This is a genomic window from Pseudomonas sp. DCA-1 (assembly GCF_046523955.1).
In the GTDB taxonomy this organism is placed as follows: Bacteria; Pseudomonadota; Gammaproteobacteria; order Pseudomonadales; family Pseudomonadaceae; genus Aquipseudomonas; species Aquipseudomonas putida_Y.
In genome coordinates this window covers 2,269,378-2,281,917 of the sequence record NZ_CP169881.1, presented here as the reverse complement: position 1 = coordinate 2,281,917, position 12,540 = coordinate 2,269,378, and the positions used below count along the sequence as shown (strand labels likewise).

At 63.5% G+C, this 12,540-nt stretch carries 8 protein-coding genes; 7 read left to right on the top strand and 1 reads right to left on the bottom strand.

Features of this window, described 5'->3' with window-relative positions; translation table 11 throughout:
- The first annotated feature begins 138 nt into the window (after positions 1 to 138).
- Genes ACE4QZ_RS10690 through ACE4QZ_RS10670 form a run of 5 tightly spaced genes read left to right on the top strand, consistent with a single transcriptional unit; the run spans position 139 to position 7,505 of the window.
- On the top strand, positions 139 to 1,968 hold the full coding sequence (locus ACE4QZ_RS10690; RefSeq protein WP_198554906.1) for an extracellular solute-binding protein: 1,830 nt from the start codon (positions 139 to 141) through the stop codon (positions 1,966 to 1,968).
- Positions 1,965 to 3,800 carry an extracellular solute-binding protein gene (locus ACE4QZ_RS10685; protein ID WP_021783279.1) on the top strand — a complete coding sequence of 612 codons (1,836 nt, stop codon included), beginning with the start codon at positions 1,965 to 1,967 and terminating at the stop codon, positions 3,798 to 3,800. The genes ACE4QZ_RS10690 and ACE4QZ_RS10685 overlap by 4 nt, the downstream gene beginning before the upstream one ends.
- Before the next feature lies 1 nt (position 3,801).
- Positions 3,802 to 4,875, top strand: a complete 1,074-nt coding sequence (locus ACE4QZ_RS10680) for a microcin C ABC transporter permease YejB (RefSeq protein ID WP_021783280.1) — start codon at positions 3,802 to 3,804, stop codon at positions 4,873 to 4,875.
- Between the two features lies 1 nt (position 4,876).
- The gene (locus ACE4QZ_RS10675) at positions 4,877 to 5,896 is read left to right on the top strand and encodes an ABC transporter permease (RefSeq protein WP_021783281.1); all 1,020 of its coding nucleotides are present in this window, start codon (positions 4,877 to 4,879) and stop codon (positions 5,894 to 5,896) included.
- Between the two features lies 1 nt (position 5,897).
- Positions 5,898 to 7,505: an ABC transporter ATP-binding protein gene (locus ACE4QZ_RS10670; protein WP_021783282.1), complete on the top strand. Its 1,608-nt coding sequence runs from the start codon at positions 5,898 to 5,900 to the stop codon at positions 7,503 to 7,505.
- A gap of 85 nt (positions 7,506 to 7,590) precedes the next feature.
- On the opposite strand, the gene ACE4QZ_RS10665 is transcribed toward ACE4QZ_RS10670, so the two are convergent.
- Positions 7,591 to 7,875, bottom strand: coding sequence for a hypothetical protein (locus tag ACE4QZ_RS10665; protein ID WP_238090219.1), 285 nt, complete (start codon positions 7,873 to 7,875; stop codon positions 7,591 to 7,593).
- A 41-nt stretch (positions 7,876 to 7,916) separates the two neighbouring features.
- Here ACE4QZ_RS10665 and ACE4QZ_RS10660 point away from each other — a divergent pair, with 41 nt between their 5' ends.
- Both ACE4QZ_RS10660 and ACE4QZ_RS10655 read left to right on the top strand, forming a co-directional pair.
- Entirely contained in the window at positions 7,917 to 10,847 is a 2,931-nt protein-coding gene (locus tag ACE4QZ_RS10660) for an aminotransferase (protein WP_279934786.1), read from the top strand.
- Positions 10,848 to 11,620: 773 nt separating this feature from the next.
- Positions 11,621 to 12,526 (top strand): LysR family transcriptional regulator, encoded by a 906-nt coding sequence (locus tag ACE4QZ_RS10655; RefSeq protein ID WP_021785494.1) that lies wholly within the window; start codon positions 11,621 to 11,623, stop codon positions 12,524 to 12,526.
- Positions 12,527 to 12,540: the final 14 nt, after the last annotated feature.

The following is a 12,540-nucleotide window of genomic DNA, read 5'->3' as shown; positions in this document are numbered from 1 at the left end:
TACCTGTGGGAGCGGGCGTGCCCGCGAATGGGCCTGAAAACCCAGCCACTGGAAAACCCCAGCCCCTCTCTTTTTCCAATCCCACCAAGCTGTTACTGTACTCGATCAAAGCCCAACGCCTCTGGATCGGATGCCGACTTGATACGTCCCCTCCTGCTGTCACTCAGCCTGGCCTTGAGCTTTCCCGCAGCCGCGATGGTGAGCGAAAGCCACGGATACGCGCAGTTCGGCACGCTCAAGTACCCAGCCACCTTCACCCACTTCGACTGGGTCAACCCGCAAGCGCCCAAGGGCGGCACATTGCGGGCCATGGCTTTTGGCACCTTCGACACACTCAACCCCTACACCTTCAAGGGGTCGAGCCCGATTACCACGCCCAACTTCCAGCAGTACGGCATCAGCGAGCTGAACGAGCCACTGATGGTAGGCACCGGCCAATACGACCCGTCTGGTGACGAGCCGACCTCCAGCTACGGCCTGATCGCCCGCTCGGTGGAATACAGTGAGGACCGCAGCTGGGTGGTGTTCAACCTGCGCCCGGAGGCCCGCTGGCATGACGGCCAGCCGATCACCTCGGCTGACGTGGCCTTCTCCTACCGCACGCTGCTCAAGGATGGCCACCCGATCTACCGCACCAACCTGCAGGAAGTGCAGCGGGTAGATATCCTCGGCCCGCTACGCATCCGCTTCGTGTTCAAACGCGCCGGCAACCCGCTGCTGATTCTGCGTCTGGGCGAAATGCCTGTGCTGCCTAAACACTACTGGCAGAAGCGCGACTTCAAGGCCACCACCTTCGAGCCCCCGTTGGGCAGCGGCCCCTACCGCATCACCCAGGTACAACCCGGGCGACGCCTGGTGTTCGAACGGGTGAAGAACTACTGGGGCAAAGACCTGGCGGTCAACCGTGGCAAGTACAATTTCAATCGGGTGGAATACGAGTTCTATCGCGACGCCACGGTGGCCTTCGAAGCATTCAAGGCCGGCGAGTTCGACATCTATATCGAGCACCAGGCAAAAAACTGGGCCAACGGTTACAACTTCCCTGCCGTGCGCCGGGGTGAAGTGATCAAGGCACAAATCCCGCACAGTATCCCCACGCAAACACAGGGCCTGTTCATGAACAGCCGCAGGGCCGCGTTCAGCGACCCGCGGGTACGCCAGGCACTGGGGCTGATGCTGGACTTCGAGTGGACCAACCGCGCGCTGTTCAGCAGCGCCTACCGCCGCTCGACCAGCTACTACCCCAACAGCGAGTTCGCCGCCAGCGGCCTGCCCACCGGCAAGGAGTGGCTGCTGCTGGCGCCGTTCCGTGACCAGTTGCCCGCCAAGCTGTTCAGCGAACCCTACAAGGTCAGCCACACCGATGGCCGGGGTATCAGCCGCCAGACCCTGCGCCAGGCCCTGGGCCTGCTCGCCGAGGCCGGCTGGAAACTGCACGGCCAGCGCCTGGTCAACAGCAAGGGCCAGCAATTACGCATGGAACTGCTGCTGGTAAACCCCAACCTTGAACGCATCCTGCAACCTTATGTCGAAAACCTGTCCAGCATCGGCATCGATGCGCGCTTGCGTACCGTGGACCGCGCCCAGTACAAACAACGCCTGGACCAGTTCGATTTCGACATGATTCTGATGACACTGAACCAGACCCTGAGCCCCGGCCTCGAACAGTGGCTGTACTTCCATTCCAGCCAAGCCACGACAAAGGGCAGCAAGAACTATGCTGGGGTCAAGGACCCGGTAGTCGACCACCTGCTCGACACCCTGCTCGCCGCCCGTACCCGCGATGACCAGGTCGCCGCTGCCCGCGCCCTGGACCGCGTGCTTTCATGGCACTACTACATGATCCCCAACTGGTACCTCGACAACCATCGCCTGGCCTACCGCAACCGGTTCGCCTTCGTCACCACGCCGCCCTACACCCTTGGGCTGAACAGCTGGTGGATCAAGACTTCGGAGAAAGCCCAATGACGCCAACGCACCGTCTGCGCCGGCTGGCAGGCAGCCTGTTGCTCGCCTGCCTGAGCCTTCCCGCGCTGGCCGCACCGCAGCACGCGCTCACCCTTTACGATGAGCCACCCAAGTACCCCGCCGACTTCAAGCACTTCGACTACGTCAACCCGGATGCGCCCAAGGGGGGCACCTTCCGCCAGTCCAGCTTCGGCGGCTTCGACAGCCTCAACCCGTTCATCAACAAAGGCGTGGCGGCCGAGAACATCGGCATTATCTACGACACCCTGATGCGCCAGAGCCAGGATGAACCGTTCACCGAATACGGCTTGGTTGCCGGTAAGATCGAAAAGGCTCCGGACAACAGCTGGGTGCGCTTCTATCTGCGCCCCGAAGCGCGCTTCCATGACGGCCATCCGATGCGCGCCGACGACGTGGTGTTCACGTTCAACGCCCTGATCAAGGACGGCGCCCCGCTGTACCGCCAGTACTACGCCGACGTTGCCGAAGTGGTCGCCGAAGACCCGCTGAAGGTGCTGTTCAAGTTCAAGCACACCAACAACCGCGAACTGCCGCTGATTCTCGGCCAGTTGCCGGTATTGCCCAAGCACTGGTACGAAAACCGCGAATTCAACCGCGGCAACCTGGAGATCCCGCTGGGCAGCGGCCCGTACAAGGTCGCCAAGGTCAAGGCCGGGCGCTCGGTGCGCTACGAGCGGGTCAAGGACTACTGGGCCAAGGACCTGCCGATCAACCGGGGCTTCTACAACTTCGATGTCATGACCTTCGACTCCTACCGCGACACCACCGTCGCCCTTCAAGCACTCAAGGCCGGGGCGTTCGACTATGCCCTGGAAGTCAGCGCAAAGAACTGGGCCACCGCCTACGACGTGCCTGCCGTGCGCGAGGGTCGCCTGATCAAGGAGGAGCTGCCCAACGGCAACCCCACCGGCATGCAGGGTTTCATCTTCAACATCCGCCGCCCAGTGTTCCAGGATGTTCGCGTGCGCCAGGCACTAAGCCTGCTGCTGGACTACGAGTGGACCAACAAACAGCTGTTCAACGGCGCCTATACCCGCACCAGCAGCTACTTCGACAACTCGGAAATGGCCGCCCATGGACTGCCCAGCCCCAACGAGCTCAAAATCCTCGAACCACTGCGCGGCAAAGTGCCCGAGCAAGTGTTTACCGAGGTCTTCCACAACCCGGTCAGTGACGGCAGCGGCATGATCCGCGAGCAACAGCGCCAGGCCTACAAGTTGTTGCAGGACGCGGGCTGGAAAATCGTCGACGACAAGATGGTCGACGCCCAAGGCAAGCCGGTAAGCATCGAATTCCTGCTGGCGCAGACCGAGTTCGAGCGCATCCTGCTGCCCTTCAAACGCAACCTTGCCGACCTCGGTATCGAGCTGAACATCCGCCGGGTCGACGTTTCGCAATACATCACCCGCCTGCGTTCTCGGGACTACGACATGATCGTCGGCGGTTATCCGCAGTCCAATTCGCCGGGCAACGAACAGCGCGAGTTCTGGTCCAGTGCCGCCGCCGACAACCCCGGCAGCCGCAACTTCATCGGCCTGCGCGACCCGGCCATTGACCAGTTGGTGGAACAGTTGATCAACGCCGACTCGCGCCAGAGCCTGATCGACCACTGCCGCGCCCTCGACCGCGTGTTGCTGTGGGGCTACTACGTGATCCCCAACTGGCACATCAAGACCTGGCGTGTGGCCTACTGGAACCACATCGGCCACCCGAACGTGTCGCCCAAGTACGACATCGGCATCGACACCTGGTGGATCAAGCCCGAGGTAACTCCGGCGGTCAGCGAAGACCCTGTGGACGAGGCCAACTGAGATGCTGGCCTACATCCTGCGCCGCCTGCTGCTGATCATTCCGACCCTGTTCGGCATCCTCATCATCAACTTCATCATCGTCCAGGCCGCCCCCGGTGGCCCGGTCGAGCAGATGATCGCCAAGCTCGAAGGCTTCGAAGGCGCCACCAGCCGCATTGCAGGTGGCGGCGCCGAGGTTTCCGTGGCCGGCTCCAACTACCGCGGCGCCCAGGGCCTGGACCCGGCGCTGATCGCTGAAATCGAGCGCATGTACGGCTTCGACAAGTCGCCACCCGAACGCTTGTGGATCATGATCAAGAACTACGCCCGGCTGGACTTCGGCGACAGTTTCTTCCGCGATGCCAAGGTGATCGACCTGATCGCCGAGAAGATGCCGGTTTCGATCTCGCTGGGGCTGTGGAGCACGCTGATCATGTACCTGGTGTCGATCCCGCTGGGGATCGCCAAGGCCGTGCGCCACGGCAGCCACTTCGACGTGTGGACCAGCTCAGCGATCATCGTCGGCTACGCCATCCCGGCGTTCCTGTTCGCCATCCTGCTGATCGTGCTGTTCGCCGGTGGCAGCTACTTCGACTGGTTCCCGCTGCGTGGCCTCACCTCCAACAACTTCGACGAACTGAGCACCACCGGCAAGGTGCTGGACTACTTCTGGCACCTGGTACTGCCGATCACCGCACTGGTCATCGGTAACTTCGCCACCATGACCCTGCTGACCAAGAACAGCTTCCTCGACGAGATCAACAAACAGTACGTGGTCACCGCCAAGGCCAAGGGCCTGAGCCGATCACGGGTGCTGTACGGCCACGTGTTCCGCAACGCCATGCTGCTGGTGATCGCCGGCTTCCCTTCGGCGTTCATCGGCATCTTCTTCACCGGCTCCTTGCTGATCGAGGTGATCTTCAGCCTCGACGGCCTGGGCCTGATGAGTTTTGAAGCGGCCATCAACCGCGACTACCCGGTGGTCTTCGGTACCCTGTTCATCTTCACCCTGTTAGGGCTGGTGGTGAAACTGATCGGCGACCTGACCTACACCCTGGTCGATCCACGCATCGACTTTGCCAGCCGGGAGCACTGACATGGCCTTGTCCCCCCTCAACCGCCGGCGCTTCGAGCGTTTCAAGGCCAACCGCCGTGGCTGGTGGTCACTGTGGCTGTTCCTGATTCTGTTCGGGCTGAGCCTGGGCGCCGAGCTGATCGCCAACGACAAACCGATCGCCGTCCGTTACGACGGCGAATGGTACTTCCCGGCGTTCAAGCGCTACCCGGAAACCACCTTCGGCGGCGAATTCCCGCTGGAAGCCAACTACAAGAGCCCCTACATCCGCGAACTGCTGGCGAAGAAAGACAGCTTCGTGCTGTGGGCGCCCATCCCGTTCAGCTACCAGAGCATCAACTATGACCTGCGTGTCCCCGCCCCTGCCCCACCTTCGGCGGACAACTGGCTGGGCACCGACGACCAGGGCCGCGACGTGCTGGCACGGGTGATCTACGGCTTCCGCATTTCGGTTCTGTTTGCTCTCACCTTGACCGTGGCCAGCTCCATTATCGGCGTCATCGCCGGCGCCTTGCAGGGGTTCTACGGTGGCTGGGTCGACCTGACCGGGCAACGCTTTCTGGAAATCTGGTCCGGCCTGCCTGTGCTGTACCTGCTGATCATCCTGGCCAGCTTCGTGCAGCCCAACTTCTGGTGGCTGCTGGGCATCATGTTGCTGTTCTCGTGGATGAGCCTGGTGGACGTGGTACGCGCCGAGTTCCTGCGCGGACGCAATCTGGAATACGTGCGCGCCGCCCGCGCGCTGGGCATGCGCAACGGGGCGATCATGTACCGGCACATCCTGCCTAATGCCATGATCTCGACCATGACCTTCATGCCGTTCATTCTCACCGGCGCCATCGGCACCCTCACAGCCCTGGACTTCCTCGGCTTCGGCCTGCCTGCCGGTTCGCCTTCCTTGGGCGAGCTGGTGGCGCAGGGCAAGTCCAACCTGCAGGCCCCGTGGCTGGGTATCAGCGCCTTTGCCGTGCTGGCGCTGATGCTGAGCCTGCTGGTGTTCATCGGCGAATCCGCCCGCGATGCCTTCGACCCGAGGAAGTGACATGAGTGAACAGAACCTGATCGAAGTGCGGAACCTGGCCGTGGAATTCGTGACCGGGGACCAGGTCAACCGGGTGGTGGGCGGCGTCAGCTTCGATATCCGCAAAGGCGAGACACTGGCTCTGGTGGGCGAAAGTGGCTCGGGTAAATCGGTCACCGCACACTCGATTTTGCGCCTGCTGCCCTACCCCCTGGCCCGCCACCCCAGCGGCAGCATCCACTACGAAGGCAAGGACTTGCTGCAGCAGAACGAGAAGACCCTGCAACGCATTCGCGGTAACCGCATTGCGATGATCTTCCAGGAGCCGATGACCTCGCTCAACCCGCTGCATTGCATCGAGAAGCAGATCAACGAAATCCTCCTGCTGCACAAGGGCCTGACCGGCAAGGAAGCGACTGCGCGCACGCTGGAGCTGCTGGATATGGTCGGCATTCCCGAGCCGCACAAGCGCCTCAAGGCCCTGCCCCACGAGTTGTCGGGCGGACAGCGCCAGCGGGTAATGATCGCCATGGCGCTGGCCAACGAGCCCGAGCTGCTGATTGCCGACGAGCCGACCACGGCGCTGGATGTGACCGTGCAGTTGAAGATCCTCGAACTGCTCAAGGAACTGCAGGCGCGGCTGGGCATGGCCCTGTTGCTGATCAGCCATGACCTGAACCTGGTGCGACGCATCGCCCATCGTGTGTGTGTGATGCAGCACGGGCAGATCGTGGAGCAGGCCGAATGCGCCACGCTGTTCAGCGCCCCGCAGCACCACTACACGCAGATGCTCATCAATGCCGAGCCCAGCGGGCTGCCGGCGCACAACCCGGTGGGCGCGCCGTTGCTGGAGGTGGATGAGCTCAAGGTCTGGTTCCCGATCAAGAAGGGCTTTCTGCAGCGCACGGTCGATCATGTGAAGGCGGTGGACGGGGTCAACTTCAGCTTGCCCCAGGGCCAGACGCTGGGCATTGTTGGCGAATCCGGGTCGGGCAAGTCCACATTGGGCCTGGCCATCTTGCGGCTGATCTCCAGCCAAGGCGGCATTCGCTTTCATGGGCAGAACCTCGAAGGGCTTAACCAGAAAGCAGTGCGCCCCCTGCGGCGCGAGATGCAGGTAGTGTTCCAGGATCCGTTTGGCAGCCTGAGCCCGCGCATGTGCGTGGCGGACATTGTGGGTGAAGGGTTGCGCATTCACGGCATTGGCACCGCGCAGGAACAGGAAGCGGCGATTATCGCGGCCCTGGAGGAAGTAGGCCTGGACCCACGCACGCGGCATCGCTACCCCCATGAGTTCTCTGGTGGGCAGCGCCAGCGCATTGCCATTGCCCGGGCGCTGGTGTTGAAGCCAGCGCTGATTCTGCTGGATGAACCCACGTCGGCACTGGACCGCACCGTGCAGCGGCAGGTAGTGGAATTGCTGCGTAACCTGCAGCAAAAGTACAACCTGACGTACCTGTTCATCAGCCATGACCTGGCGGTGGTCAAGGCGCTGAGCCACCAGTTGATGGTGATCAAGCATGGGCAGGTGGTGGAGCAAGGGGATGCGCAGGCGATCTTCCATGCGCCGCAGCATCCGTATACCCGGCAGTTGCTGGAGGCGGCGTTTTTGGAGGTTGAGGGTTCGTAGGGAATGGGTGGGTGTTCGCCTTGGTTCTTGCGGTGTTGCGTAGATCGAGCGCCGCGCGGGCGGCGCATCGCGAGCAAGCTCGCTCCTACATTTGTTTCGGGCCAGTATCGCCTGTGCCTGCGCGCGCGACCGCCTTGTTTGTTCCCCACGATGTCGAGTTGAGCGCCAAGGGGACGCGCGCGTCTGCCCCAGGAATAATTGGCCCGAAACAAATGTAGGAGCGAGCTTGCTCGCGATGCGCCGCGCGGGCGGCGCTCGATCTACGCAACACCACAAAAACCAAGGCAGGCGCCTTGCCGCCCTGACGCAATGCAGCAGTGATCAATTTTTCTGACAATAATCGTCTTCCATCATCAGCCGGATCGGGCATAAATTCTCCACCGTCACCTCCCAGTACCCACGGTAGAGCCCATGTCCAGCCCCCAACCCCAGCCCGCTTCCCCCGCCCTGGCCACCCTGATCCAGCGCTCCGGCCTGCCCAGCCCAACGCTGAGCGAAGCCCAGGCACACGCTGTGCTGCAGGCCCACTACGGCCTTGCCGGCAACCTGTCGCTACTGGGCAGCCAGCAAGACCTGAACTTTCGCGTGGTCACGCCGCAAGGTGGCTATGTGCTGAAGGCCTGCCACGGCAGCTATGCCCAGCTGGAGCTTGAAGCCCAGCACGCCGCCCTGGCCTTCCTGCGCGATCAAGGCTTGCCGGTACCCGCCGTGCGCTCAGCCCACAACGGCATGGGGCTGCTGGAACTGGACATCGACGCGCAACCACTGCGCCTGCGCCTGCTCGATTACATCGAAGGCCAACCGCTGACCCGCCTCAAGCACATGGAGCCACGCCTGATGGCCGAGCTGGGCGGGCTCTGTGCAAAGCTGGACAAGGCGCTTGCCCATTTCGACCACCCAGGCCTTGCGCGCACCTTGCAATGGGACCCGCAGCATGCCGGGGCACTGATCGATCACCTGCTGCCGGTGCTGCAGGACAGCGGGCTACGCGCCCGCATCGAACACACCACGCGACAGGCCAACGAGCGCCTGATGCCGCTGGTCGATCAACTGCCCAGTCAGGCCGTGCATTTGGACATCACCGACGACAACACCGTGTGGGCCCGTGATGCCCAGCGTCAGTGGCAACTGCAAGGCGTGATCGATTTTGGCGACCTGCTGCGCACCTGGCGTATCGCCGACCTGTCGGTGACCTGCGCTGCGCTGTTGCACCACGCCGAGGGCGACCCGCTGCGCATCCTGCCAGCCGTGCAGGCCTACCAGGCGCTCAACCCGCTGACCGAGGCCGAACTGCGCGCCCTGTGGCCGCTGGTACTGAACCGCGCTGCCGTACTGGTGCTGAGCAGCGAACAACAGCTAGCCGTCGACCCGGGCAACCAGTACACCCGCGACAACATTGCCCACGAATGGGAAATTTTCGACACGGCCACCGCCGTGCCTTTCGCCCTGATGGAGGCGGCCATTCTGCAGGCTGCGGGCCTGCAACCCGCGGCGCCGCACTTGAACGGCTGCGCCCCCCTGCTCCCCGAGCTGGCCGGGCAGGCTGTCACACGGGTGGACCTGGGGGTACTCAGCGAACACTTCGAGGCCGGTAACTGGGAACAACCCGGTTACGACCAGCAACTGCTGACCTCGCAAGCCGCACCGGCCTGCAGCCTGCACGGGCAATATCGCCTGTCGCAAACCCATATCGACCGCCCCGAAGAGCCAGCCACCTGCGCCCTTGGCGTCGAGCTGCATGTGCCCAACGGCAGCCCTGTGCAAGCGCCAGCAGCCGGCACCTGGCAGCGTCATGGCGACGGCCGCGGCTGTCTGCGCACCGTGCACTGGGCTTTGTGGCTGCAAGGCCTGGAAGACGCACCGGCAGACGGCCAGGCCGTGGAAAAAGGCCAGCAGCTGGGCAGCAGCGGCAGTATCCTCAGCGTACAACTGTGCCTGGATAACAGCATCCAGCCCCCCTTCTTCGCCACGCCGTCACAGGCTGCTGCGTGGCTGGCCCTGTGCCCGTCGCCAGCCACATTATTGGGTTTCGATTGCGATGCCGAGCCACTACCCGATCCGCAAGCGCTGCTGGCCCGCCGCGATGCCAGCTTCGCCCGCTCGCAGAAGCACTACTACGCGCAACCGCCGCACATTGAGCGCGGCTGGCGCAACTACCTGATCGACATGCAGGGCCGTTCCTATCTGGACATGCTCAACAACGTCGCGGTGCTGGGCCATGGCCACCCACGCATGGTTGCCGAGTCGGCGCGGCAGTGGTCACTGCTGAACACCAATTCGCGCTTCCATTACGCGGCGATCACCGAGTTCTCCGAACGCCTGCTGGACCTGGCCCCCGAAGGTTTCGACCGGGTGTTCATGGTCAACAGCGGCACCGAGGCCAACGACCTGGCGATTCGCCTGGCCTGGGCCTACAGCGGCGGGCGCGACCTGCTCAGCGTGCTGGAGGCCTACCACGGCTGGTCAGTGGCTACCGATGCCATCTCCACGTCGATCGCCGACAACCCGCAAGCCCTGGAAACCCGCCCGGACTGGGTACACCCGGTCGAAGCACCGAACACCTTCCGCGGTCGTTTCCGCGGGGCCGACAGCGCCGCCGACTACCTGCAAGACGTCGACGCCAAGCTGGCCGACCTCGACGCCCGTGGCCGTCAGCTGGCGGGCATCATCTGCGAACCGGTGTACGGCAATGCCGGCGGTATCTCGCTGCCCGCAGGCTACCTGCGCGCAGCCTATGCCAAGGTCCGCGCCCGCGGCGGGGTGTGCATCGCCGACGAAGTGCAGGTGGGTTATGGCCGCCTGGGCGAGTACTTCTGGGGCTTCGAGGAACAGGGCGTGGTGCCGGATATCATTACCATGGCCAAAGGCATGGGTAACGGCCAGCCACTGGGCGTGGTCATCACCCGTCGCGAAATCGCCGAGGCGCTGGAGGCCGAGGGCTACTTCTTTTCCTCGGCCGGAGGCAGCCCGGTCAGCTGCCGCATCGGCATGGCGGTGCTGGATGTCATGCAGGAAGAAGGCCTGTGGGACAACGCCCGCGACACCGGGCGCTACTTCAAGGCACGCTTGCAGGCGCTGGTCGACAAGCATCCGCTGGCCGGTGCGGCGCATGGTTCGGGCTTCTATCTGGGGCTGGAGCTGGTGCGCGACCGCGACACCCTGGAGCCGGCCACCGAAGAGACCATGCTGCTGTGCGACCGGTTGCGGGATCTGGGTATCTTCATGCAGCCAACTGGCGACTACCTGAACATCCTCAAGATCAAACCGCCGATGTGTACCAGCCGGGCCAGCGTGGATTACTTTGTTGATTGTATTGACCGGGTGCTGGGTGAAGGGCTGTAGGGTTTTGGGTTGGGGTGTTGGGCTTTAGAGGTTCAGCGCCTGTTAGATCGAGCGCCGCCCGCGCGGCGCATCGCGAGCTGCGCTCGCTCCTACGTTTGTTTCGGGCCAGTAACGCCAGTGGCAGGCGCGCGCGACCGTTTTGTTTGTACGACGCGATAGCAAGCCACGCCCCAAGGCGTTCGCGCGCAGATTCCCCAGGAATGATTGGCCCGAAACAAACGTAGGAGCGAGCGAAGCTCGCGATGCGCCGCGCGGGCGGCGCTCGATCTCCCAGGCGACGCACCTCTACCGCCATACAGGCGGCGCTCGGTCTCCCAGGCGACGCACCTCTACCGCCATACAGGCGGCGCTCGGTCTCCCAGGCGACGCACCTCTCCCACCATACCCTCAAGGCCACACCGCCCGGCATGACGTTGCGTAATGGCCGGGTGTGTTTGCCGTGGGTTTTAGGGGGTGGCAGAAATCGAGCGCCGCCCGCGCGGCGCATCGCGAGCTGCGCTCGCTCCTACGTTTGTTTCTGGCCAGTAACGCCTGTGGCAGGCGCGCGCGACCGTTTTGTTTGTACGACGCAATATCGCGCCAAGCGCCAAGGCGTTCGCGCACAAATCCCACAGGAATGATTGGCCCGAAACAAACGTAGGAGCGAGCGCAGCTCGCGATGCGCCGCGCGGGCGGCGCTCGATCTCACAAACACCGAATACTTCAAACCCTACCCTTCGCAATCCCATCCATTACTATTCGCTCACAACGCCCCAACATCAGGTTCACCGAACATGGCCTTCTCCAGCGACTCCCTGGCAATTTTCCTCGCAGTGCTGGACGCCGGCTCGTTCTCCGCCGCCGCCCGCAAGCTGGGCCGCGTACCTTCAGCCGTGAGCATGGCGATCGCCCAGCTTGAGGCCGAGCTGGACCTGCCGCTGTTCGACCGGGCCACGCGCAAGGCCCTGCCCACCAGCGCAGCCCTGGCCCTTGAACCCCAGGCCAGGCAGGTGATCTGCCAGCTCAACCTGCTCGACGCCCAGGCCCTGCAACTGCACCAAGGCCTGGAAAAACGCCTGACCATCGCCATGGCGCCCGAGTTGCAGACCGGCCCCTGGAACCAACCGCTGGAAATCCTCGCCCAGGCATTTCCCAGCCTGGAAGTCGAGGTACGTTCGGCCACCCAGACCGAGGCCATTCGCCTGCTGCATGACGGCAGTGTGCAATTGGCCCTGGTGTTCGAACGGCCCGGCATCGACGAGCGCGAGTCATTCCTCGAAGCCGGCAGCCAACTGCTGGTGGCCGTAGCGTCACCGCGCCATCCGGCCGGGCAGAACAGCGGTACGCCACTGCCGGAGGAGGCCTTTGCCGAACAACGGCAGATCATCGTGGCCTCGGGCAAGGCCACCGGATCGGACCCGCGCATGGTCCTGTCCCGGCGCATCTGGCTGACCGACAGCTACCTGGCCACGCTGGATCTGGTGCAGTCCGGGCTGGGCTGGGCCTACCTGCCGCAGCCATTGGTTGAACCGCTGATTGCCTCGGGCGCACTCGCCGAGGTGCGCTTCGACAATATGGCCAGCCGACTGCGCTTGTGGGTAGACATTATCTGGATCAAGTCGCGCCCGTTGGGCCTGGGCGCGCGGCGCTACCTGGAAGTCATGCGCCAGCTGTTCGAGAAGGAACCCCCCAGGGCCTGATATCCCTTGTGCGA

Excerpts from the sequence above, each read along its gene's own strand:
- ACE4QZ_RS10660 (WP_279934786.1), top strand. The coding sequence starts at position 7,917 with ATGTCCAGCCCCCAACCCCAGCCCGCTTCCCCCGCCCTGGCCACCCTG.
- ACE4QZ_RS10680 (WP_021783280.1), top strand. The coding sequence starts at position 3,802 with ATGCTGGCCTACATCCTGCGCCGCCTGCTGCTGATCATTCCGACCCTG.
- ACE4QZ_RS10675 (WP_021783281.1), top strand. The coding sequence starts at position 4,877 with ATGGCCTTGTCCCCCCTCAACCGCCGGCGCTTCGAGCGTTTCAAGGCC.
- ACE4QZ_RS10670 (WP_021783282.1), top strand. The coding sequence starts at position 5,898 with ATGAGTGAACAGAACCTGATCGAAGTGCGGAACCTGGCCGTGGAATTC.
- ACE4QZ_RS10655 (WP_021785494.1), top strand. The coding sequence starts at position 11,621 with ATGGCCTTCTCCAGCGACTCCCTGGCAATTTTCCTCGCAGTGCTGGAC.
- ACE4QZ_RS10665 (WP_238090219.1), bottom strand. The coding sequence starts at position 7,875 with ATGCCCGATCCGGCTGATGATGGAAGACGATTATTGTCAGAAAAATTG.
- ACE4QZ_RS10685 (WP_021783279.1), top strand. The coding sequence starts at position 1,965 with ATGACGCCAACGCACCGTCTGCGCCGGCTGGCAGGCAGCCTGTTGCTC.